The 22,876-nt window shown below is 58.9% G+C and carries 19 protein-coding genes; all 19 read left to right on the top strand.

Annotation, left to right across the window (positions count from 1 at the left end; all coding sequences use genetic code 11):
- The first annotated feature begins 6 nt into the window (after positions 1-6).
- The gene (gene nuoF / locus DY251_RS07540; RefSeq protein ID WP_116623265.1) at positions 7-1,311 is read left to right on the top strand and encodes an NADH-quinone oxidoreductase subunit NuoF; all 1,305 of its coding nucleotides are present in this window, start codon (positions 7-9) and stop codon (positions 1,309-1,311) included.
- Positions 1,312-1,335: 24 nt separating this feature from the next.
- Positions 1,336-1,911: an NADH-ubiquinone dehydrogenase gene (locus DY251_RS07535; protein ID WP_116623264.1), complete on the top strand. Its 576-nt coding sequence runs from the start codon at positions 1,336-1,338 to the stop codon at positions 1,909-1,911.
- 44 nt (positions 1,912-1,955) lie between these two features.
- On the top strand, positions 1,956-4,034 hold the full coding sequence (gene nuoG, locus DY251_RS07530) for an NADH-quinone oxidoreductase subunit NuoG (RefSeq protein ID WP_116623263.1): 2,079 nt from the start codon (positions 1,956-1,958) through the stop codon (positions 4,032-4,034).
- 8 nt (positions 4,035-4,042) lie between these two features.
- Entirely contained in the window at positions 4,043-5,086 is a 1,044-nt protein-coding gene (nuoH, locus tag DY251_RS07525; RefSeq protein ID WP_116623262.1) for an NADH-quinone oxidoreductase subunit NuoH, read from the top strand.
- Positions 5,086-5,577, top strand: a complete 492-nt coding sequence (gene nuoI / locus DY251_RS07520) for an NADH-quinone oxidoreductase subunit NuoI (RefSeq protein ID WP_116623261.1) — start codon at positions 5,086-5,088, stop codon at positions 5,575-5,577. Before nuoH ends, nuoI begins: the two co-directional genes overlap by 1 nt.
- 165 nt (positions 5,578-5,742) lie before the next feature.
- On the top strand, positions 5,743-6,363 hold the full coding sequence (locus DY251_RS07515) for an NADH-quinone oxidoreductase subunit J (RefSeq protein ID WP_116623260.1): 621 nt from the start codon (positions 5,743-5,745) through the stop codon (positions 6,361-6,363).
- A gap of 2 nt (positions 6,364-6,365) precedes the next feature.
- Complete coding sequence (gene nuoK, locus DY251_RS07510; protein WP_116623259.1) at positions 6,366-6,674, top strand: NADH-quinone oxidoreductase subunit NuoK; 309 nt, start codon at positions 6,366-6,368, stop codon at positions 6,672-6,674.
- Between the two features lie 19 nt (positions 6,675-6,693).
- Complete coding sequence (gene nuoL, locus DY251_RS07505) at positions 6,694-8,721, top strand: NADH-quinone oxidoreductase subunit L (RefSeq protein WP_116623456.1); 2,028 nt, start codon at positions 6,694-6,696, stop codon at positions 8,719-8,721.
- Positions 8,721-10,256, top strand: a complete 1,536-nt coding sequence (locus tag DY251_RS07500) for an NADH-quinone oxidoreductase subunit M (RefSeq protein WP_116623258.1) — start codon at positions 8,721-8,723, stop codon at positions 10,254-10,256. The genes nuoL and DY251_RS07500 overlap by 1 nt, the downstream gene beginning before the upstream one ends.
- A gap of 14 nt (positions 10,257-10,270) precedes the next feature.
- Positions 10,271-11,707 (top strand): NADH-quinone oxidoreductase subunit NuoN, encoded by a 1,437-nt coding sequence (gene nuoN, locus DY251_RS07495; RefSeq protein ID WP_116623257.1) that lies wholly within the window; start codon positions 10,271-10,273, stop codon positions 11,705-11,707.
- Positions 11,704-12,531 (top strand): biotin--[acetyl-CoA-carboxylase] ligase, encoded by an 828-nt coding sequence (locus DY251_RS07490; protein ID WP_116623256.1) that lies wholly within the window; start codon positions 11,704-11,706, stop codon positions 12,529-12,531. The genes nuoN and DY251_RS07490 overlap by 4 nt, the downstream gene beginning before the upstream one ends.
- A gap of 18 nt (positions 12,532-12,549) precedes the next feature.
- Positions 12,550-14,220 (top strand): ribonuclease J, encoded by a 1,671-nt coding sequence (locus tag DY251_RS07485; protein WP_116623255.1) that lies wholly within the window; start codon positions 12,550-12,552, stop codon positions 14,218-14,220.
- A gap of 25 nt (positions 14,221-14,245) precedes the next feature.
- Complete coding sequence (gene mce, locus DY251_RS07480; protein WP_116623254.1) at positions 14,246-14,653, top strand: methylmalonyl-CoA epimerase; 408 nt, start codon at positions 14,246-14,248, stop codon at positions 14,651-14,653.
- Positions 14,650-14,928 carry a DUF1467 family protein gene (locus DY251_RS07475; RefSeq protein WP_116623253.1) on the top strand — a complete coding sequence of 93 codons (279 nt, stop codon included), beginning with the start codon at positions 14,650-14,652 and terminating at the stop codon, positions 14,926-14,928. The genes mce and DY251_RS07475 overlap by 4 nt, the downstream gene beginning before the upstream one ends.
- A gap of 608 nt (positions 14,929-15,536) precedes the next feature.
- Positions 15,537-16,865, top strand: coding sequence for a proline--tRNA ligase (gene proS, locus DY251_RS07470; RefSeq protein WP_116623252.1), 1,329 nt, complete (start codon positions 15,537-15,539; stop codon positions 16,863-16,865).
- Positions 16,862-18,139, top strand: a complete 1,278-nt coding sequence (locus tag DY251_RS07465) for a lipoprotein-releasing ABC transporter permease subunit (protein WP_116623251.1) — start codon at positions 16,862-16,864, stop codon at positions 18,137-18,139. The genes proS and DY251_RS07465 overlap by 4 nt, the downstream gene beginning before the upstream one ends.
- A complete protein-coding gene (locus tag DY251_RS07460) occupies positions 18,139-18,822 on the top strand; it encodes an ABC transporter ATP-binding protein (RefSeq protein ID WP_116623250.1) in 684 nt (227 codons plus the stop codon). Before DY251_RS07465 ends, DY251_RS07460 begins: the two co-directional genes overlap by 1 nt.
- 83 nt (positions 18,823-18,905) lie before the next feature.
- Positions 18,906-20,075, top strand: coding sequence for a glycosyltransferase family 4 protein (locus tag DY251_RS07455; protein ID WP_137113499.1), 1,170 nt, complete (start codon positions 18,906-18,908; stop codon positions 20,073-20,075).
- A 372-nt stretch (positions 20,076-20,447) separates the two neighbouring features.
- Entirely contained in the window at positions 20,448-22,634 is a 2,187-nt protein-coding gene (locus tag DY251_RS07450) for an Ig-like domain-containing protein (RefSeq protein ID WP_116623248.1), read from the top strand.
- Positions 22,635-22,876: the final 242 nt, after the last annotated feature.

Below are 22,876 nucleotides of genomic sequence, written 5' to 3'. Positions count from 1 at the left end.
TGAGCTATGCTTGCTGACAAAGACCGAATTTTTACAAACATCTACGGCCGCTACGACAAGTCGCTCGCGGGCGCGATGTCGCGCGGTTGCTGGGATGGCACGGCGGGCATCATCGCCAAGGGTCGCGAGTGGATCGTCAATGAAATGAAGGCGTCCGGACTGCGCGGTCGCGGTGGCGCCGGTTTTCCCACCGGCCTCAAATGGTCGTTCATGCCGAAGGTCAGCGATGGCCGTCCGTCCTACCTCGTCGTCAACGCCGACGAGTCCGAGCCGGGCACCTGTAAGGACCGCGAAATCCTGCGCCACGATCCGCACACGCTGGTGGAGGGCTGCTTGCTCGCTGGCTTCGCGATGGGCGCGGTTGCGGCCTACATCTATGTGCGCGGCGAATTTATCCGCGAGCGCGAAGCTCTGCAGCGCGCCATCGATGAGGCGTATGACGCCAAGCTGATTGGCAAGAATAACAAGAACGGCTACGATTTCGAAATTTACGTCCATCACGGCGCGGGCGCTTACATTTGCGGTGAGGAAACCGCGCTGCTCGAAAGCCTTGAAGGCAAGAAAGGCCAGCCGCGCCTGAAGCCGCCATTCCCGGCCAATATGGGTCTCTATGGTTGCCCGACCACCGTCAACAATGTGGAATCCATTGCTGTTGCGCCGACGATCCTTCGGCGCGGCGCGGCGTGGTTCTCGTCTATCGGTCGCCCAAACAATGTCGGCACCAAGCTGTTCATGCTGGTCGGTCACGTCAACACGCCTTGCGTGGTCGAAGAGGCGATGGGCATCACCTTCCGTGAATTGGTCGAAACGCATGGCGGTGGAATTCGCGGCGGTTGGGATAATCTGCTGGCGGTAATTCCCGGCGGCGCGTCCTGTCCGGTCGTCAAGGCCGAAGACATTATCGACTGCCCGATGGATTTCGACGGCCTGCGCGAGCGCAAGTCTTCGTTCGGCACTGCGGCGGTGATTGTCATGGACAAGTCCACCGACATCATCAAGGCAATCGCGCGCCTGTCTTACTTCTTCAAGCATGAAAGCTGCGGCCAGTGCACGCCGTGCCGCGAGGGTACGGGCTGGATGTGGCGCGTCATGGAGCGTCTGGTGCGCGGTGAAGCGCAGAAGCGCGAAATCGACATGCTGCTGGATGTCACCAAGCAGGTCGAAGGCCACACGATTTGCGCGCTTGGCGACGCTGCGGCTTGGCCGATCCAGGGTCTCATTCGCAATTTCCGTCCGGAGATCGAGCGGCGCATTGATGAGTTCACTCGCAATTCACACAATGTCACGCCGGTTCTGGAAGCTGCGGAATAATTAAGGGAAGCAAACGGTTAGACGATGAGCGACAAGTCCGACAAAGAGCAGAAAGGGCAGGCAGAAGCGGTTGACGCTTTTGCAACGGCCACTGCTGTCGGCTTGGCCGTCGCCAGCCGTACGATGGAAATGTGGTTCGGTGCCATGTCCGGTTTTGCGCGTGCGTCGCGCGAAATTCTTGCGCCCCACATGGAAGCGCAATTGAAGGAAGAAGCCACGCCGCCTGCGCCCAAGGGTGAGCCCGCAAAGGACGCCGGTGTTGTCGATTTTCCGACTGCCAAAAAGGCGAGGGCAAGCGCACCCGCAAAGGCGAAAGCCGAAGCCTCTGCATCGGCAAAGCGCGCGCCGAAGCCGATCGAGCGCCCGGCCACAGTTGATGATCTCAAGCAGATCACCGGCGTCGGCCCCAAGCTTGAGGAGGTGCTGAACGGCTTCGGGGTTTGGACCTACGCGCAGATTGCGAATTTGCAGGCGGAGGAACTCGCTTGGCTGGATGATGTTCTGGGCCTCAATGGCCGGATTGCTACGGACAAATGGCTGGAACAGGCGCAAGCGCTTGGGCAAGCTGGAATGGGTAAGAGGGATGTTGCGGCGGGCTGACCCCCGACGTGATGAGTGCGGGATGCCGCAAAGGTTTGAAACGAATGGCTAAGATCAAGGTCGACGGCAAAGAGATCGAGGTCCCGGACCACTACACGCTACTGCAGGCGGCGGAGGAGGCGGGGGCTGAGGTGCCGCGCTTTTGCTTCCACGAGCGGCTGTCGATTGCCGGCAATTGCCGCATGTGCCTCGTTGAAGTGAAGGGAGGCCCGCCCAAGCCGGCCGCTTCCTGTGCCATGAATGTCCGCGATTTGCGCCCAGGTCCAAATGGCGAAGCGCCGGAAATCTTCACCAACACGCCGATGGTCAAGAAGGCGCGCGAAGGGGTGATGGAGTTCCTGCTTATCAACCATCCGCTCGATTGCCCGATCTGCGATCAGGGCGGCGAGTGCGACCTGCAGGATCAGGCTATGGCATTCGGCGTCGATGCGTCGCGCTACAAGGAAAACAAGCGCGCTGTCGAAGACAAATATATCGGCCCGTTGGTCAAGACGGTGATGACGCGCTGCATTCACTGCACGCGCTGCGTCCGCTTCACTACCGAGGTGGCTGGCATTTCCGAACTCGGCCTGATCGGTCGTGGCGAAGATGCCGAAATCACCACCTATCTCGAACAGGCAATGACCTCTGAATTGCAGGGCAATGTCATCGACCTCTGCCCGGTCGGCGCGCTCACTTCGCGTCCGTTCGCCTTCCACGCGCGTCCATGGGAGCTGACAAAGACTGAATCCATCGACGTCATGGATGCTGTCGGCTCGGCCATCCGCGTCGATACGCGTGGCCGCGAAGTGATGCGCATCATGCCGCGCGTCAATGAGCAGGTGAACGAGGAATGGATTTCCGACAAGACCCGATTCATCTGGGATGGCCTGCGTACGCAGCGTCTTGACCGTCCGTATGTCCGCAAGGGCGGCAAGCTCCAGCCCGTCACTTGGCCGGAAGCATTCGCGGTCATTAAGGAAGCGGTTGATCGCACGGCGCCCGAGAAGATCGGCGCGATTGCTGGCGATCTGTCGAGCGTCGAAGAAATGTACGCGCTGAAGGCGCTGCTCGCATCGCTCGGTTCGGCGAATATTGACTGCCGTCAGGATGGCACTGCGCTGCATCCTTCGCATGGGCGCGCGAGCTACATTTTCAACCCGACGATTGAGGGCATCGAGAAGGCCGACGCTGTTCTCATCATCGGCTCCAATCCGCGTTTTGAAGCATCGGTGCTGAATGCCCGCATTCGCAAGCGCTGGCGTCAGGATGTGCCGGTCGCGGTAATCGGCGATATTGGCGATCTGCGCTACGACTACGAACAGCTGGGCGCAGGCGCAGAAACGCTGAAAGACCTCGCAGGCGGCGCGGGCAAGTTTTTCAACGTCCTGAAAAAGGCCAAGCATCCGCTGATCATCGTCGGGCAGGGCGCTTTGGTGCGTGGCGACGGAGCCGCCGTGCTCGGTCAGGCCGCGAAGCTGGCGCAAGCCGTTGGCGCAGTCACGCCGGAGTGGAATGGCTTTGCAGTTCTGCACACGGCAGCAGCCCGCGTTGGCGGTCTGGACGTTGGTTTCGTCCCACAGGATGCGCGCAGGAACGTCGCGGACGTGCTCGAATCGTCCGAACTTCTGTTCCTGCTTGGCGCGGATGAGTTTGACATGAAGCGCACAGGCAATGCGTTCGTCGTTTATATCGGCACGCATGGCGACGCTGGTGCGCATCGTGCTGATGTCATTCTGCCCGGTTCGACATACACTGAAAAGTTCGGCACCTACATCAACACGGAAGGCCGCGTGCAGCAGACCAGCCGCGCTGGTTTTGCGCCGGGTCAGGCGAAGGAAGATTGGGCCGTCATCCGCGCGCTTTCGGATGTGCTTGGTCACAAGTTGCCGTTCGACTCGCTGGCGCAGCTTCGTGCTGCGCTGCGCGCCGAGTATCCACATCTGGCTAAAATCGACCATATTGCGCATGGCGACGCCGCTGATATCGCGCGGCTGGCCAAGCTCGGCGGCGCGTTGCGCAAGCCGCCGTTCATATCGTCAATGGGTGATTTCTACCTCACCAACCCAATCGCGCGCGCGTCGGCTGTCATGGCCGAGTGCTCCGCGCTGGCCCGCAACGGCTTCAAGCAGGCGGCGGAGTAAGGCACGCAATGGATACCTTCTTCACCATCTACGTGCTGCCTGCACTGCTGATCCTGCTCAAGTCGGTCGTGCTGATTGTCGTGCTGCTGATCTTTGTAGCCTACATTCTGTATGCCGACCGCAAGATCTGGGCAGCGGTGCAGTTGCGTCGCGGCCCGAACGTCGTCGGTCCGTGGGGCCTGCTCCAGGCCTTCGCCGACCTGCTGAAATTCGTATTTAAAGAGCCGGTCATCCCGTCAGGCGCGAACAAGGGCGTGTTCCTGCTTGCGCCGCTGGTTTCCGCAATTCTCGCCATCGCCGCATGGGCCGTCATTCCGGTCAATGAGGGCTGGGCGATTGCCAATATCAATGTCGGCATTCTCTACGTCTTCGCTATTTCCTCGCTTGAGGTCTATGGCGTGATCATGGGTGGCTGGGCATCGAACTCGAAATATCCGTTCCTTGGCGCGCTGCGTTCGGCGGCGCAGATGGTGTCTTACGAAGTCTCCATCGGCTTCGTCATTGTCACCGTTCTGCTCTGCGTCGGTTCGCTCAACATGACTGACATCGTGCTGTCGCAGCGCGACGGGCTTGGCACGCATCTCGGCCTGCCGAACACGCTGCTCGACTGGCACTGGCTCGGCCTGTTCCCGATGTTTGTCATCTTCTTCATCTCGGCTCTGGCCGAAACGAACCGCCCGCCCTTCGATCTTGTCGAGGCCGAGTCGGAACTCGTTGCCGGTCACATGATCGAATATTCGTCCACGCCGTTCCTGCTGTTCTTCCTCGGTGAATATGTCGCCATCGTGCTGATGTGCGCGCTCACCACCATCCTGTTCCTTGGTGGATGGCTGCCGCCATTCGACTTTGCGCCGTTCACCTGGGTGCCGGGCGTTATCTGGTTCATCCTCAAGGTCTGTCTGGTGTTCTTCATGTTCTCGATGGTGAAGGCGTTCGTGCCGCGCTATCGCTACGACCAGTTGATGCGGCTGGGCTGGAAAGTCTTCCTGCCGATCTCGCTGGCGATGGTTGTAATCACCGCTGCCTTCCTCAAACTGACGGGGCTTGCCTGATGTCTGCTCTCGCACAAGCAGCAAAATCGCTGCTCCTTAAGGACTTCGTGGATGCGTTCTTCCTTTCGATGCGGCAGTTTTTTGCACCGAAAGCTACGCTGAACTATCCGCACGAGAAGGGCCCGGTCAGTCCGCGCTTCCGTGGCGAGCATGCGTTGCGCCGTTATCCGAACGGCGAAGAGCGCTGCATTGCCTGCAAGCTCTGCGAAGCGATCTGCCCGGCGCAAGCCATTACGATCGAGGCTGGTCCGCGCCGGAATGACGGCACGCGCCGCACGGTGCGTTACGACATTGACATGGTGAAGTGCATCTATTGCGGGTTCTGTCAGGAAGCCTGTCCGGTAGACGCAATTGTTGAGGGGCCGAATTTCGAGTTCGCGACGGAGAGCCGTGAAGAACTCTATTACGACAAGGAAAAACTGCTTTCGAATGGCGACCGTTGGGAGCGCGAGCTCGCGCGCAACATTGCAATGGATGCGCCGTATCGGTGAGGGGTAAATGCTCCCAGCATTTCGGTGGGAGATGCAACAACATTGATGGACGGGCACATTCGTCCCGTCTAAAGAACCACGCGATTTCGTGAGCCCATTGGGCCGCGGGGTCAGACCGGAAAAGACAGCGCTCTTTTTCGAGAGAAAGAGAAACCGGGGGAACCCATGCTAAACGGACTAGAGGCGGTATTCTTCTACCTCTTCGCCTTTATCGCGGTCGCGTCGGCCTTCATGGTCATTTCGGCGCGCAACCCGGTGCATTCGGTGTTGTTCCTCATTCTCACCTTCTTCAACGCGGCGGCGCTATTCCTTCTCACTGGCGCCGAGTTCCTCGCGATGATCCTGCTCGTGGTTTATGTCGGCGCAGTCGCGGTGCTGTTCCTGTTTGTCGTCATGATGCTCGACGTCGATTTCGCGGAGTTGAAGCAGGGGGCGCTGCAATATGCGCCGGTGGGGGCACTGGTTGGCCTCATCCTTGCGGCAGAGCTTATCATCGTGACTGGTGGTTACGCGTTTGCGCCGAAGCTGGGCGAAACCGTTGCGCTGCCGACGCCAGATGTTGCCACGCGCAACAACACGGCCGCGCTCGGTGACATTCTCTATACGGATTACATTTTCTATTTCCAGGTGGCGGGTCTGGTTCTGCTGGTCGCGATGATCGGCGCAATCGTGCTGACGCTGCGCCACAAGGAAAATGTCAAGCGCCAGTCCATCTCGCAGCAGGTGGCGCGCACGCCGGAAACGGCAATTGAAATCAAGAAGGTCGAAACGGGCAAGGGCATCTGATCATGCAGGTCGGTATCTCACATTTTCTGGCCGTTTCGGCGATCCTGTTCACGCTCGGCGTGTTCGGCATTTTCCTGAACCGCAAAAACGTGATCGTCATCCTGATGTCGATCGAGCTCATCCTGCTCGCGGTCAACATCAACTTCGTCGCATTTTCGGCGGCGCTGGGAGATCTGGTCGGCCAGGTTTTCGCGCTGTTCGTACTGACCGTCGCGGCTGCGGAAGCGGCGATCGGGCTTGCAATTCTCGTCGTCTTCTTCCGCAACCGCGGTTCCATCGCGGTGGAAGACGTCAACATGATGAAAGGCTGAGAAGCGCGCCATGGATCAGATGTATCTGGCTATCGTCTTTCTGCCGCTTCTCGGCTTCCTGATTGTCGGCCTGTTCGGCAATTCTCTGGGCGCGAAGGCGTCGGAATACATTACGTCCGGCTTCCTGGTGATCAGCGCTGTGCTGTCGTGGGTCGCGTTTTTTCAGGTAGCGCTCGGCGATACGGAAGCGTTCACCGTGCCGGTGCTGCGCTTTATAGATTCCGGCGCGCTGCAGGCGGATTGGGCACTGCGTATCGACACGCTGACCGTTGTCATGTTGGTCGTGGTCAACACCGTGTCGTCGCTGGTGCACATTTATTCGATCGGCTACATGCATCACGATCCGCATCGGCCGCGCTTCTTCGCTTATCTGTCGCTGTTCACCTTCGCCATGCTCATGCTGGTGACGTCGAACAATCTGGTACAGATGTTCTTCGGTTGGGAGGGCGTCGGCCTGGCATCGTACTTGCTGATCGGTTTCTGGTACCAGAAACCCTCGGCAAATGCTGCCGCCATCAAGGCGTTCGTTGTAAACCGCGTGGGTGACTTTGGCTTCGCGCTCGGTATCTTCGGCGTGTTTGTGCTGTTCGGCTCGATCAATTTCGACACCATTTTTGCCAATGCGGCCACCTATCTGCCGGCTGCCGCCGCGCACGGCACAGATGCTGCCGCGCAAGGTGCCGACGCAGCCGTCGCGCATGGCGACACGGTGCTGAACTTCCTCGGCTATCACCTCGATAAGGCTGCTGCGATGACGGTCGTCTGTCTGTTGCTCTTCATGGGCGCGATGGGCAAGTCCGCACAGGTGCCGTTGCACACATGGTTGCCGGACGCGATGGAAGGCCCGACTCCGGTGTCCGCGCTGATCCACGCTGCAACCATGGTCACCGCCGGCGTGTTCATGCTGGCGCGTCTGTCGCCGCTGTTCGAGCTTTCGCATTCGGCGCTGACAGTCGTCACCTTCATTGGTGCGCTGACGGCGTTTTTCGCTGCGACGGTCGGACTGGTGCAAAACGACATCAAGCGCGTTATCGCGTATTCAACCTGTTCGCAGTTGGGTTACATGTTCGTCGCACTCGGCGTTGGTGCTTATGGCGCGGCGATCTTCCACCTGTTCACGCACGCTTTCTTCAAGGCGCTGTTGTTCCTTGGTTCAGGTTCGGTCATCCATGCGATGTCGGACGAGCAGGACATGCGAAAGATGGGCGGCATACGCAAGCTCATCCCGACAACCTACTGGATGATGGTCATCGGCACGCTGGCGCTGACTGGCGTCGGCATTCCGGCCACGATCATCGGTACGGCGGGCTTCTTCTCGAAGGACGCGATCATCGAAAGCGCATTCGTCGGCCACAATGCTGTTGCGGGTCTGGCCTTCGCGCTTCTGGTTGTCGCGGCGTGCTTCACCAGCTTCTATTCGTGGCGTCTCATTTTCATGACCTTCCACGGCAAGCCGCGCGCCAGCCATGATGTCATGCACCACGTTCATGAATCGCCCCCTGTCATGCTGGTTCCGCTGTTCATTCTGGCGATCGGCGCGCTCTTTGCCGGTGTCGTGTTCCATGACTATTTCATCGGCGAGGCCTATGCCGAGTTCTGGAAGAAGGCGCTGTTCACGCTGGAGAGCAATCACATTCTGCACGACATGCATGGTGTGCCAATGTGGGTGAAGCTGTCGCCGTTTGTCGCCATGCTGCTCGGTCTGCTGGTGTCGTGGCACTTCTATATCCGCAACCCGCAGGCGCCGGTGCGCTTGGCCGCGCGCCATCACGGGCTGTATCAGTTCCTGCTCAACAAATGGTACTTTGACGAACTGTACGATTTCCTCTTCGTGCGGGCGGCGAAGCGCCTCGGCTATTTCCTCTGGAAGAAGGGGGATGGCGTCGTCATTGACGGTCTGGGACCGGATGGCATTTCGGCCGGCGTCATTGACGTCACAGATCGTGTCGTCAAGCTCCAGACCGGTTATCTATACCACTATGCTTTTGCCATGCTGATCGGTGTCGCCGCGCTCGCCACCTGGATGATGCTCGGGGGTTCATTCTGATGATCGACTGGCCGATCCTATCTACGGTCACTTTTCTGCCGCTGGTTGGCGCGCTGCTTATCCTGTTCATCACGGATGAGGGCGAAAATGCGCGGCGCAATATCCGCGCGGTAGCGCTGTTCACGACCGTCTTTACCTTCATTGTTTCGCTCTGGATCTGGATTGGCTTCGACAATTCGACGCCGAATTTCCAGTTTGTCGAAAAGTTCGATTTCCTCGGCTCGATCGCGTCTTACCATATGGGCGTAGATGGCATTTCGATGCTGTTTGTGATCCTGACCACCTTCCTGATGCCGCTCTGCATTCTGGCGTCGTGGGAGTCGATCGATAAGCGCGTCAAGGAATATATGATTGCGTTTCTGCTGCTGGAAACGCTGATGATCGGTGTGTTCTGCGCGCTGGATATCGTGCTGTTCTACGTGTTTTTCGAAGCGGGCCTCATTCCGATGTTCATCATCATCGGCGTGTGGGGCGGCAAGCGCCGCGTATATGCGTCGTTCAAGTTCTTCCTGTATACGCTGCTCGGCTCGGTGCTGATGCTGCTGGCCGTCATGGCAATGTACTGGCAGGCTGGAACGACAGACATTCCGACCCTGCTGACGCATGATTTCCCTGCCAATATGCAGACATGGTTATGGCTCGCCTTCTTCGCTTCCTTTGCGGTGAAGATGCCGATGTGGCCGGTGCACACGTGGTTGCCGGATGCCCACGTTGAGGCTCCGACCGCCGGCTCGGTCATTCTGGCGGGCATCCTGCTGAAGATGGGCGGTTACGGCTTTCTGCGTTTCTCGCTGCCAATGTTCCCGCTCGCATCGGAATATTTTGCGCCATTCGTCTTCACGCTATCTGTCGTCGCCATCATCTACACCTCGCTGGTGGCGCTCATGCAGGAGGACATCAAGAAGCTGATTGCTTACTCGTCCGTCGCGCATATGGGTTACGTGACGATGGGTATCTTCGCGATGAATCAGGAAGGCGTGCAGGGCGCGATCTTCCAGATGCTCAGCCATGGTCTGGTTTCCGGTGCGCTCTTCCTCTGCGTCGGCGTCATATATGACCGGCTGCACACGCGCGAAATCTCGGCCTATGGCGGTCTGGTGAACATCATGCCGAAATATGCGGTGGCGTTCCTGATCTTCACCATGGCCAATGTCGGCCTGCCGGGCACCAGCGGCTTCATTGGTGAGTTCCTGACTTTGCTCGGTGTGTTCAAGGTCAACACATGGGTTGCGCTGTTTGCTACCACCGGTGTTATCCTGTCGGCGGCCTATGCACTGTGGCTCTATCGCCGTGTCGTGTTGGGTGCGCTGACCAAGGACAGCCTCAAGGGCATGCTCGATCTCTCGCTGCGCGAGAAGCTCGTGATTTATCCGCTGGTCGTGCTGACAATCTTCTACGGCGTCTATCCGGCGCCGGTGTTCGACGCCACTGCGGCCTCGGTCAAGAATCTCGTCGATCAGGTTTCCATCTCAATTCAGGCGGCCCCGCAGGCCGCCCCGGCGCCGGCAGCGGAAGCTCCGGCAGCAGCGCATTGACAGGATAGGGCAAGATGACCCCAGACCTTTCCCTCAGCCTCTCGCTCGCCGCGCCCGAACTGATTATCGCAATCGGTGCGCTGGTTCTGCTGATGATCGGCGCGTTTTCGGGTGAACGCGCCAACACCACCGTAACTGGCCTCGCCGTCGCCGTCCTGATCGGCGCGGGCGCATGGCTGGTGCTTTTCACCGGAACGGGCGAAGCGTTCGGCAGCGCGTTTGTCAGCGATTCCTTCGCGCGCTTCATGAAGGTGCTGACGCTGATTGGCTCGGTCGTCACGCTCATCATGTCGGTTGGCTTTGCCAAGGCGGAAAAGTTCGACAAGTTCGAATTTCCGGTCCTCATCATGCTCTCGACGCTCGGCATGATGGTGATGATCTCCGCGAACAATATGATCGCGCTGTATCTCGGTATGGAGTTGCAGTCGCTGGCGCTCTACGTGGTCGCCGCGATCAATCGTGACAGCGTGCGCTCCACCGAGGCTGGCCTGAAATATTTCGTCCTCGGTGCGCTGTCGTCAGGCATGATGCTTTATGGCATTAGCTTGATCTACGGCTACACCGGCCATGTCGGCTTTGCGGAAATCACCAACGCGCTCATGGGCGGCGAGCGTCAGCTCGGCCTCGTCTTCGGTCTGGTGTTCCTGCTCGCGGGCATTGCGTTCAAGATCTCCGCAGTCCCGTTCCATATGTGGACGCCAGACGTTTATGAAGGCGCGCCGACGCCGGTCACGGCCTTTTTTGCGGCCGCGCCGAAAATGGCGGCAATGGCTCTGCTGGTCCGCGTCACGGTCGGCACGTTTGGCCCCGTCGCGCATGACTGGCAGCAGATTCTCGTCTTCGTCTCCATCGCGTCGATGGTGCTCGGCGCCTTCGCCGCCATCGGGCAGAAGAACATCAAACGCCTGATGGCATACTCGTCCATCGGCCACATGGGATACGCGCTTGTCGGCCTCGCTGCAGCAAATGAAGCGGGCGTGCGTGGCGTCATCATTTATATGACGATCTATCTTGGCATGACGCTCGGCACCTTCGCCTTCATCCTTGCCATGCGCCGGCGTGACGGCAATGTAGAGTCCATCAGCGATCTGGCTGGCCTTTCGAACACAAACCCGGTCATGGCGACGATCCTGACGATCCTCATGTTCTCGCTGGCTGGCATTCCGCCGCTCGCGGGCTTCTGGGGCAAGTGGTACGTCTTCCTCGCGGCAATCGACGCCAAGCTTTATGCGCTGGCGGTCATTGGCGTGCTGGCCTCCGTGGTGGGCGCTTATTATTATCTGCGCATCATCAAGATCATGTGGTTTGATGAGCCGGTTGGCGGCTTCCAGCCAATGGCGGGCGAGTTGCGGCTGGTGCTCGGCATTTCGGGCGCGTTCGTGCTGCTCTATATGCTGTTCATGGGGCCGCTTGAGGCTGTTGCTCAAACAGCGGCAAAGACGTTTTTTTGACCGGCTTTCAACTCGCGCCGACAGCGCTGCTGTCTGGCTATCGCCTCGAAGCATATGAGAGCGTTGGGTCGACAAACGCGCTCGCTCTGGAGCGGGCGCGCGAGGCTGACAGCGGCAATCTCTGGATAGCGGCGCTGCAGCAGGAAGCGGGCAGGGGGAGACGCGGTCGGGTTTGGGCCACGCCAAAAGGTAATCTGGCGGCGACCCTTCTGGTCGTTCTCGAGCGCAATTTTCAACATGCCGCAACGCTCGGTTTCGTTGCGGGTCTGGCGCTGGCGGATGCGCTAGACGCTGTCGCTCCAGGCCGCACGGTCAAGATCGCGCTGGATGGTGCGAGTGCGGGCCGCAACCGCTTCGAGTTGAAATGGCCGAACGACGTTCTGGCCGATGGCGCGAAGATGGCGGGCATTCTGCTTGAATCGTCCATGCTCGCGCCGGACCGCATGGCGGTCGCTGTTGGCATTGGCGTCAATGTTGTTGAGCATCCCAGGGATGTGCCATACCCCGCAACGTCGCTGACGAATCTCGGCGCGCAATGCGACGCTCAGACCCTGTTCGTCGCGCTGTCGGATGCGTGGGTCGCGCATTTCGCAAGCTGGCGCGCCGGAGAGGGACTGGCGGCGATCCGCAATCTTTGGCTGTCGCGCGCAGCGGGCTTGGGCGGTGAGGTCGCGGTGCGTGTCGACGGGCAGGTCAAGCGCGGTATATTTGAGACGATTGACGAGGAATGCCGTTTCGTCATCCGGGATGAGGACGGCCAGCGGCTTGCGATTTCGGCGGGTGACGTTCATTTCGGTGCGGTTGCGTCGGCTGGAACGGCATAGCGGGACAGGGGAATTTTGATGGCGGATAAGAATAGCGCCGAACTGGTTTTCGTGCCGCTGGGCGGCATTGGCGAGATCGGCATGAATTTCGCGCTTTACGGCTTTGGCCCCTCGCAAAATCGCGAATGGCTCATCGTCGATGTGGGCGTGACCTTCCCGGACGAGAAGCACCCCGGCGTCGATCTCATCCTGCCGGATACGCGCTTTATCGAAGGAAATATCGACAATCTGCGCGGCATCGTCATCACGCATGTCCACGAGGATCATTATGGCGCGCTGCACGATCTTTGGCCGCGCCTCAAGGTCCCGGTGTGGATGACAGCGTTCGGCGCTGGCCTGCTGGAGGCGAAGCGCCAGTCGGAACATGGCGCGCCGGATATTCCGGTTCAGATTTATCGCGGCGGAGAAAAGTTTACCGTCGGCCCGTTCCAGATTGAGGCCGTTCCGGTCGCGCACTCGATTCCGGAGCCGATGGCGCTGGCCATCACCACCCCCGCCGGCACGGTTGTGCACACGGGCGACTGGCGCATCGATCCTGCGCCCCAGATTGGCCCCAAGACGGACGAAGCCCGCCTGCGCGCAATTGGCGACGCTGGCGTGTTGGCGCTCATTTGCGATTCCACCAATGCGCTGCGCGAAGGCGAGTCACCGTCGGAAAAGGCGGTCGGCGAGAGCCTTGAAAAGATCATCTCGGAAGCCGCGGGGCGTGTTGCGATCACCACCTTTTCGTCCAATGTCGGGCGCATCCGGTCGATTGCGGAGGCTGCCGCCAGAGCGGGGCGCAGGGTCCTGCTGCTTGGCCGCTCGCTGAAGCGCGTTGTCGGTGTGGCGACCGAACTTGGCTACATGGATGGCCTGCCGCCATTTCTGGCCGAGGAGGACTATCCCTATATTGCGCGCAAGGAGTTGGTCGTCATCTGCACGGGCAGCCAGGGCGAGCCGCAGGCGGCGCTTGCCAAGCTTTCGCGTGAGGAGATGAAGGCGGTTCCGCTCACGCCGGGCGACAGCGTCATCTTCTCGTCGCGCGCAATTCCCGGCAACGAGCGCGCCATCCTCGAAATCAAGAATCGCTTGATCGACATGGGCATGCGCATCATCGAAGACACGGATGCGCTGGTGCATGTGTCGGGCCATCCGCGCCGTGGCGAATTGAAAAAGATGTACGAATGGGTGCGCCCGCAGATCGGCGTTCCGGCGCATGGCGAGGCGGCGCATCTGGTCGCGCAGGGTTCGCTGATGGCCATGTCCGGCATACCTCAGGTCGCGCAGGTGCGCGATGGTGATATGCTGCGCTTGTGGCCCGGCGCGCCCGAAATTATCGATCAGGTTCCGTTCGGCAGGCTTTACAAAGACGGCAATCTCATCGGGTCCGATGAGGACATGGGCGTGCGTGACAGGCGCAAGCTGTCCTTCGCCGGCCATGTGGCCGTCAATGTCGTGCTGGATGACCGCTACGAGCTTTCCGGCGATCCGGATATTGTGGCAATCGGCGTTCCGCAGACGGATGCGAGGGGCGATGACCTTGAAGAGGTTATGCTGGATGCGGCAATCGGCGCGCTGGATTCCATACCGCGTCAGCGGCGAAAAGACCTCGACCTCGTGCAAGAGGCGGTTCGCCGCGCGGTGCGCGGTGCGGCCAATCAGGCATGGGGCAAGAAGCCGCTCGTGACGGTGTTCGTCACGCGATAGCGGCAGCAGGGAAGGATGCACTGGAATGCTCGGTCGGCTCAATCACGTTGCCATCGCAGTCCCTGACATGAAGGCCGCGAGTGCGCTTTATCGCGATACGCTCGGCGCGCGCCTGTCGGAACCGCAGCTGTTGCCGGAGCATGGTGTCACCGTGGTGTTCATCGATGTGGGCAACACCAAGATCGAGTTGCTGGAACCGCTGGGCGAAAACTCGCCCATCGCGACCTTTCTTGAGAAAAGCCCTGCGGGTGGCATGCACCACATCTGCTACGAGGTGGATGACATAATTGCCGCGCGCGACCGGCTGAAATCGCAGGGCGCGCGCGTGCTTGGCGATGGCGAGCCGAAAATCGGAGCGCATGGCAAGCCTGTGCTTTTCCTGCATCCGAAGGATTTTCTGGGCACACTGGTAGAGTTGGAGCAGGCCGGGTGAGCTGGTTTTCCGCATTTGCGGTCTTTTTCGTTGTCTGGTGGCTCGTGCTGTTTGCCGTGCTGCCGTTTGGCCTGAAAACGCAGGATGAAGATGGCGAGGTAACGCTCGGCACGGTCCCCAGCGCGCCGCGCGGACCGCACATATTCCGCGCGATGGTCTGGGCGACAATTGTCGCGCTCATCATTTGCGGCGGGTTCTTTTATCTCACGCGCGGCCTTGGCTACACCTTTGCCGACATCCCGCGTCTCGCGCCCGAGGCTCACGAATTGAAGTGAGCTGTGCGAGGCATCGCAGTTGTCCCCTTCTCCCCCTGAGGGGTGAGGAGTGGTCCGCGCAGCGGATGAAAAGCCCCAGAATGGGCTTTTCAAATGACGAACGCCCAGAGCCATAGCGGAGGGCGGGGTAGTGCCGGCAGGCGGTTGAGGGGTAAGCGCTCGATTTGCGCAGAAAACACTTCCGGTGCTGCGCAAATTCTTTCGGCTAAATTTTGCGAAACTGCACAAAAAAAAAGCAAGGCCCGAAGCCTTGCAGTTTAACGCGTTCTGATCTGTTTTCCGGTTTTCCGGCGGCAGCGGATTAGCGCGCCTAGATCACATCCTCCCAAGACTTTGACCGCGTAAGAGGGCGAATTGTTTTTCGCCCATTCGATTATGCAGTGGCACATTAGACCAAGGTTGCGTCTAATGTCACGAAAAATGTTGCTGCGTAATGCACAGATTCTGTGCTGCGCTGCACAATTCCATATCATTCCATTTCGTGAAGCGTTGAATGCCGATTCAAAGCGGCTTTTGGTTTTCATTCGGTCATGAAATGGCTATGAAGCCGGGTCAAATCAGCATATTCCCCAGCCGATTCACTGCGGCCCATTTTCACGGACTATCGAATGCGTCTGTCTCGCTATTTCCTGCCCATCCTGAAAGAGAACCCCCGCGAGGCCGAGATTGTCTCGCATCGCCTGATGTTGCGCGCGGGTATGATCCGCCAGCAAGGGCAGGGCAGTTTCACCATGCTGCCAATAGGCAAGCGCGTGATGGACAAGGTTTGCCAGATCATTCGCGAGGAGCAGAACCGCGCCGGCGCGCTGGAAATCCTGATGCCCACCATTCAGTCCGCCGAGTTGTGGCGCGAGAGCGGTCGCTACGACGACTACGGCAAGGAGATGCTGCGCATCAAGGACCGGCAGGATCGCGAACTCCTTTATGGACCGACCAACGAGGAAATGGTCACCGAGATTTTCCGCTCCTACGTGAAGTCCTACAAGGATTTGCCGCTCAATCTCTATCACATTCAGTGGAAGTTCCGCGATGAGGTCCGCCCTCGTTTCGGCGTCATGCGCGGCCGCGAATTTCTGATGAAGGATGCCTATTCGTTCGACCTCAATTATGAGGGCGCGAAGGCCGCCTATAATCGCATGTTCGTCGCTTATCTGCGCACCTTCACGCGCATGGGGCTGAAGGCGATTCCGATGCGCGCCGATACTGGTCCGATTGGCGGCGACCTCAGTCACGAATTCATCATTCTGGCCGAAACGGGCGAGAGTCAGGTTTTCTGTGATCGCGAATTTCTCGATCTGGAAGTGCCCGGCGCGTCGACGGATTTCGGCAATGATGCGCAGATTGCGCACATCGTGAAGGAGTGGACGACACCCTACGCCGCAACGGACGAAATGCATGACGAAGCCGCGTGGGACAAAATCCCGGCGGATGACCGTCTGTCTGCGCGCGGTATCGAGGTTGGCCATATTTTCCACTTCGGCGAGAAATATTCGAAGCCGATGGGTGCGAAAGTGCAGGGGCCGGATGGCAAGGAGCACAATGTTTCGATGGGATCGTATGGCATTGGCCCGACGCGCCTCATCGCAGCGATCATCGAAGCCAGCCACGACGATGCAGGCATCATCTGGCCGGAAAGCGTTGCGCCATTCGACATCGCGCTCATCAACATGAAGGTCGGCGATCACGAATGCGACAGCATCTGTGAGCGGCTTTATGATGCGTTCCAGGCAGCGGGCAAGGATGTGCTCTACGATGATACAGACCAGCGCGCGGGCGGCAAGTTCGCGACTGCCGACCTCATCGGCTTGCCGTGGCAGGTCATCGTAGGTCCGCGCGGCGCGGCTGCTGGCGAAGTCGAAATCAAGAATCGGCGCACCGGCGAGCGAGAAACAGTTTCGCTGGCTGTGGCGCTGGAGCGTTTCGGAGCGGCTGAATGAGCGCCGCTCCCGCGCGCGGAGCGGGGCCGTTTTCGGCGTTTGAGCGGATGGTTGCGTGGCGCTATCTGCGCGCCAAGCGCAAGGAAGGCGTCACCTCCATGGTGGCGATCATTTCCTTCGCGGGCATCATGCTCGGCGTCGCGGCGCTCATCGTTGTCATGGCAGTTATGAACGGCTTCCGTGCCGAACTGCTCGACAAGCTCCTCGGCGCGAACGGCCACCTCATCGTCGCGCCAATCGACACGATGATGGACGATTACGCGGCGGTTACAGACCGCATCAGCAAGGTGCCGGGCGTGCGTCTGGCAATGCCGTTGATCGAGGGCCAGGTGCTGGCGCAGGGTAACACGCCTTCTGGCAATGGCGCGCTGGTGCGGGGTGTTCGTGGCTCGGATCTGGCGAAGGTCGATCTTGTAGCCAAGAACATCAAGCAGGGCACTATCGAGAATTTCGACGCCAGCGAAGGTGTGGCCATTGGCCAGCGTTTGGCGGATTCGCTCGGCCTCGTTCTTGGCGACACGATCACGTTGATTTCGCCGGATGGCGACGTCACGCCAATCGGCACCACGCCGCGCGTGAAGGGCTATCCGGTTGTGGCGATTTTCGAAGTCGGCATGTCGGAATACGATGCCTCGGTCATCTATATGCCGCTGTCCGAGGCGCAGCTCTTTTTCAATCTTGAGAACATCGCGCAGAGTATCGAGCTTTACGTAAACTCGCCGGATGCGGTTGAATCGCTGAAAAAGCCTGTCGAGGAGGCGGCGCAGCGGCCCGTCTATCTGACGGATTGGCGGCAGCGCAACGAGACGTTTTTCTCGGCGCTGCAGGTCGAGCGAAACGTCATGTTCATGATCCTGTCGCTGGTCGTTTTGGTGGCGGCGCTGAATATCATTTCCGGCCTCATCATGCTGGTGAAGGACAAGGGCCGCGACATCGCGATCCTGCGAACGATGGGCGCAACGCGCGGTTCGGTCATGCGCATTTTCCTCATGACGGGCGCGACCATCGGCATTGCCGGAACGGCGGCGGGTGTGCTGCTCGGCTACATCATCTGCCTGAACGTCGAGTCCATCCGGCAGTTCTTTTCGTGGCTCACCGGCACGATTCTGTTCAATCCCGAACTCTATTTCCTCAGTAAGCTGCCCGCGAAGATGGATTTCAGCGAAGTGCTTTCAGTCGTCATCATGGCGATGGTGCTCACATTCTTCGCTTGCATCGTGCCTGCATGGCGCGCGGCCCGGCTCGATCCTGTTGAAGCGTTGCGTTACGAATAATGGCTCAACCCGCAATCATTGAACTAAAGGGCGTCGAGCGCCACTACCAGCAAGGTGAGCGTAAGCTCATCATTCTGAGCGGTGCCGATTTCAGCCTTAAGCGCGGCGAAATGGTTGCGCTTGTCGCGCCGTCCGGCACGGGCAAGTCAACCTTGCTGCACACTGCCGGCCTGCTGGAGCGCCCCGATGGTGGGGAGGTTTTCGTCGCTGGACGTGCCTGCGGCAAGTTGGGCGACGATGCGCGGACTGCCATTCGTCGCAACGAAATCGGTTTCGTCTATCAGTTTCATCATCTCCTGCCGGAGTTTTCCGCGCTGGAAAACATCGTCGTTCCGCAGATGGTCAAGGGGCTGTCGCGGGCCGAAGCGGCATCGCGCGGCGCGCAATTGCTTGACTATATGCAGATCGGCCATCGCGGAAACCATCGCCCCGCCGAGCTTTCGGGCGGCGAACAGCAGCGGGTGGCGATTGCCCGCGCCGTTGCAAACGCGCCGCAGGTGTTGCTGGCCGACGAACCGACCGGCAACCTCGACCCGAAAACGGCGCATTATGTGTTCGACGCGCTCGAAGCCTTGGTGCGGCAGTCGGGACTTTCCGCGCTCATCGCCACGCATAATTTTGAGCTGGCCGCGCGCATGGACCGCCGTGTCACGCTCGCAGACGGCAAGGTAGTTCCGCTCTGATTTCTCATGGAAGCGACTGTTAATATTAGTAATGTGTGATATTCATTCGCGCGTCGAAAAGATTCCCGCAGGTCGGCGCGCAGATGAAGATAAGTTTTCTGAACAACAGCCATCTCGGTTTTGATCCCCACACGCCGTTGAATCGGCCATTGGGCGGAACAGAATCTGCTATTGCTTATCTCGCCTCTGCGCTTGTGCGCGCGGGCGTTCAGGTAACACTTTTCAATCATTGTGAAACTGCATCGACGGTTGATGGCGTTCGCGTTATCCCGACAAAGAGCGCGAGCGTTGGCCTGCTGACGGATTGCGATCTGCTGGTTGTCGTTTCCTCCGCAGTCGGAAGTCATATTCGTGCCGCGGTGGGCAAGAGTGTTCCGATGGTGCTTTGGGGGCATCATGACATTAATCAGCCTCCCATTCTGCGCCTTCAAGAGCCGGAAGAACGCGCATCCTGGGACGGCCATGTCATGGTCAGCAACTGGCAGGCGCGGCGTTTCATTGCCCGGTTTGCGTTGCCGCAAAGCGATGTGCATGTGATCGGCAATGCGGTTTCTCCAGCAATGCTGGCGGAGCCTGTTGCCCCCGCATGGTATGAAACCGGAGCGCACCCGACGCTGGTATATTGCAGTACACCGAACCGTGGGCTTGAGGTATTGCTTCAGTGCTTTCCATCGATTCGCGCTCGCGTACCTGATGTTCGGCTTCGAATACATTCGTCGATGAAAGTCTACGGGATTAACCCGGAAGCGGACCAATACATTTACTTATATAATCTGGCGAGATCGTTGCGCGGGGTGGATTATATAGGCTCAGTGTCTCAATCTGATCTGGCGAAATCGCTCAGCAGCGTTGCCGCGTTGGCGTATCCCAGCACCTTCATGGAAACGTCCTGTATCGCGGTCATGGAGTCGATGGCCAGCGGCGCGGACATTTATACCACGAGTTTCGGGGCATTGCCCGAGACGCTCAACGGATTTGGCAAGCTTATGCCGTCCGAGAACAATGGCGTTCTAGCCTCAGGCGCTAACCTTGCGAACGGCTATATAAAGCTTGTGTGTGATGGATTGCTGGAAGCAAGAGCCAATCCGTCCGCCGCCGCAGTGCAACGCCGCGAGCGGGTCGAATTTGCACGCCGCAACTATAATTGGGACGCCCGCGCGCAGCAATGGATCGCCCTTGCGCAGCGCTTTATGACAGGTGGCAGGTTCGCCACTAAGCCCCTTATCCCGGAACCTGTCGCAGACATTGCTTGATAGTTTGTCTAGGCTTTGGCAGGCGAGCACGAACGCGGCCAACGCGGACTATTGTGCGTTCCCGTTGGGCATTCCGTACTCGTTCCAAAGTAGGGTATTGTCTTATATTAGATTATACTTTATTAAGTAGGACATAACATCTCTTGAAGTCTCGCAAGTCGTAAGATTTGTGCAGAGCCCCGTTTGCCCCCGGTGCGTCGCTTTTCGGCGGCGCTTCGCAAGAGATTGTTTGAAAGTTTTGGCTGCCTAATCCGCGACCTCCCCCGGTCGCGAGTGGCTGAATGTAGCGGCAATGTAAGCCGTTACATTCCCGCGCTTGATTGGGTTGGCAAGACTTTCGGTTTTCGCATTTTGGAGCAAACGGAGTTTTAAGTGGCAGGCATTTCGACCTCAGTAACCGACACTGATCCAGCAAACGTCGATCCTTCAACCGGCATTTCCAACGGTGAGCCGGGTACTGCAAATGCCCCGATCATTACCGAGGGTGAAACGGCGCTTTATGCGGGGCCGGACCCCTTCACCGAGCCGGAGACGAAAGCCCGGCCGGAGAACCGCACACCGGGCATCTATGTCGGGGAGAACCTCGACCCGGCGCCATCGCTTTATGTCGATAATGAGAAGGTTGCGTCGACCTATGATCCGGTGAGCGGCATGCTAACGCCGGTGGAACCGCTCAACGATGGTTATCACACCTTCCAATATACGCTGAGCGATACCAACGGCAATGAAAGCCAGCGGAGCCGTCCGCTGGATATCACGGTCGATGGCGCACCGGATGCACCGGTCATCAGCGCAGTCACCGACGATGTAGGTACGGTGACTGGGGCGATTGTCTCCGGCGGTGTGACCAATGATGCACAGCCTCAATTTACAGGTGCTGGCGGCGAAGCGGGCGCAGTGATTGCGCTGATCGAGAATGGCAGCATGATCGGCACGGCAATCGTGGCCGGCGACGGCACATGGAGTGTCAGCCCGACGGCGGCACTTGCCGACGGCAACCACAGCCTGACGCTGGTGCAGATCGATACGACCGGTCACACCAGCCCGACCAGCAGCGCGTTCAACCTGACCGTCAATACTGTCTATTCCGGGCCGAACCCGGTCGTCGTGCCTCCAACTGATCACGAGACGGATAACCGCACGCCGGGCATCTATGTCGGGGAGAACCTCGACCCGGTGCCATCGCTTTATGTCGATGGTGAGAAGGTTGCGTCGACCTATGATCCGGTGATCGGCATGCTAACGCCGGTGGAACCGCTCCGCGATGGCGATCACACCTTCCAATATACGCTGACCGACAGCAACGGCAATGAGAGCCAGCGGAGCGATCCGCTGGACATCACGGTCTATGTCGCGCCTCACCCGCTCGTTCTGACAGTAGTAACCGATGAAATGGGCTACGTTGCCAGAACTATAGAATCCAACGTAGCGACAACAGACACGCAGCCGGTCTTTCATGGCATCGGGGGGGCACGCGGTGCGAGGATAAGCCTGCAGAACGGAGGGGTCGAAATTGGATGGTCCTTCGTAGCTCCAGACGGCACATGGACCGTTACGCCAACAGTGCCGCTCACGGATGGCAGCTATACGCTTACTTTGGTCCAGTTGCATTCGTATGAGGGCACCAGCGAGCCATCGGAACCGTTCCATCTGATTGTTGATACGCATGTATCAGAGCCGGTGATTAAATATGTCTGGTCTGCGGCAGAGCCGTCTGCCGAGCCTGTCAAACCAGTTTTTGCAACGGGCGAAACCAACAATACCCGCCCTGTAATCAGCGGCGCGGGCGGGGGAGCTGGCTCCACGATCCGACTGATGGATCGCAATGCGATCATAGGCACCGCTACCGTTGCCGCCGACGGCACTTGGAACGTTCAGCCGACAGCCGCGCTGTCCGATGGCGTTCACAGCTTCACCATTGTCGCGGTTGATAAGGCCGGAAAGGTGCTCGGTGCATCAAGCGCAGTCGCGCTAACTATAGATACGCTTTACAACGGTCCTGATCCGGAGGTTGCCCCGGTGACCGATCAGCCAGGTGTAGCATATCCCCCCATCGAAGTGGCGAGCGTTACGGGAACCAACTGGTCGTTTACCGACAGTTTGTCGGCTGGCGGTAATCACGTCTACACGGCTCACGTCGTGAACCAATTGGGACAGACCAGTTCCGAGTCTGCGGAGTTCTCACTGAACGTGCTTCCGAACTTTACGATCTCGGGCAATGTTTTCAGCTTTGGGGAAGGCAACCACACGCTTGATCTGACCAAGGTTCCTGATGGGCTTCTATCAGGTGTTGAAACCATTGATATTGGTGGAAACGGCGCGAACACCATCAATCTGAACGAGCATGACGTGCTCGATCTGTCGGCAACCAATCAGATCCTGAAAATCAAGGGAACAGGCGACGATACGGTGCGGCTTGATGGGAATGCGCATTTTGCGCTCAGCCATCCGGGCTATGTGGATGGCAAGGATGGCACGACATACGATGTCTACGAGAACAGCTCCAACGGCACCCTTGTCTATATCGACCACGACATCAACAATGTGATCCTGATTTAACAGGCTCCGCTCGGAGTTCTGAACCGGGGGCTTCGGTCCCCGGTTTTTTTATGCGGCCTAATAATGGTCCGTCTCGCGCCACCGAAAAATGTCAGGAGCGTTTGTTCGTCCTTCGTTCGTATATTGACTTTGAACAAAAATGGAACAAAATACGAACAATCAACAAACAGGAGGACGCGATGAGCGAGATTCTTCAAGACGTTGTATCGATGGTGTGCATGAGCGCGTTTCTTATTTCGACG

Origin of the sequence: Mesorhizobium denitrificans (genome assembly GCF_003403035.1) — a bacterium.
Lineage (GTDB): Bacteria > Pseudomonadota > Alphaproteobacteria > Rhizobiales > Rhizobiaceae > Mesorhizobium_G > Mesorhizobium_G denitrificans.
This window is presented reverse-complemented; position numbering and strand designations above follow the sequence as displayed.

What these genes read in the sequence shown, in the direction of transcription:
- nuoF (WP_116623265.1), top strand. Translation starts at nt 7, where the DNA reads ATGCTTGCTGACAAAGACCGAATTTTTACAAACATCTACGGCCGCTAC.
- DY251_RS07535 (WP_116623264.1), top strand. Translation starts at nt 1,336, where the DNA reads ATGAGCGACAAGTCCGACAAAGAGCAGAAAGGGCAGGCAGAAGCGGTT.
- nuoG (WP_116623263.1), top strand. Translation starts at nt 1,956, where the DNA reads ATGGCTAAGATCAAGGTCGACGGCAAAGAGATCGAGGTCCCGGACCAC.
- nuoH (WP_116623262.1), top strand. Translation starts at nt 4,043, where the DNA reads ATGGATACCTTCTTCACCATCTACGTGCTGCCTGCACTGCTGATCCTG.
- nuoI (WP_116623261.1), top strand. Translation starts at nt 5,086, where the DNA reads ATGTCTGCTCTCGCACAAGCAGCAAAATCGCTGCTCCTTAAGGACTTC.
- DY251_RS07515 (WP_116623260.1), top strand. Translation starts at nt 5,743, where the DNA reads ATGCTAAACGGACTAGAGGCGGTATTCTTCTACCTCTTCGCCTTTATC.
- nuoK (WP_116623259.1), top strand. Translation starts at nt 6,366, where the DNA reads ATGCAGGTCGGTATCTCACATTTTCTGGCCGTTTCGGCGATCCTGTTC.
- nuoL (WP_116623456.1), top strand. Translation starts at nt 6,694, where the DNA reads ATGTATCTGGCTATCGTCTTTCTGCCGCTTCTCGGCTTCCTGATTGTC.
- DY251_RS07500 (WP_116623258.1), top strand. Translation starts at nt 8,721, where the DNA reads ATGATCGACTGGCCGATCCTATCTACGGTCACTTTTCTGCCGCTGGTT.
- nuoN (WP_116623257.1), top strand. Translation starts at nt 10,271, where the DNA reads ATGACCCCAGACCTTTCCCTCAGCCTCTCGCTCGCCGCGCCCGAACTG.
- DY251_RS07485 (WP_116623255.1), top strand. Translation starts at nt 12,550, where the DNA reads ATGGCGGATAAGAATAGCGCCGAACTGGTTTTCGTGCCGCTGGGCGGC.
- mce (WP_116623254.1), top strand. Translation starts at nt 14,246, where the DNA reads ATGCTCGGTCGGCTCAATCACGTTGCCATCGCAGTCCCTGACATGAAG.
- proS (WP_116623252.1), top strand. Translation starts at nt 15,537, where the DNA reads ATGCGTCTGTCTCGCTATTTCCTGCCCATCCTGAAAGAGAACCCCCGC.
- DY251_RS07465 (WP_116623251.1), top strand. Translation starts at nt 16,862, where the DNA reads ATGAGCGCCGCTCCCGCGCGCGGAGCGGGGCCGTTTTCGGCGTTTGAG.
- DY251_RS07460 (WP_116623250.1), top strand. Translation starts at nt 18,139, where the DNA reads ATGGCTCAACCCGCAATCATTGAACTAAAGGGCGTCGAGCGCCACTAC.
- DY251_RS07455 (WP_137113499.1), top strand. Translation starts at nt 18,906, where the DNA reads ATGAAGATAAGTTTTCTGAACAACAGCCATCTCGGTTTTGATCCCCAC.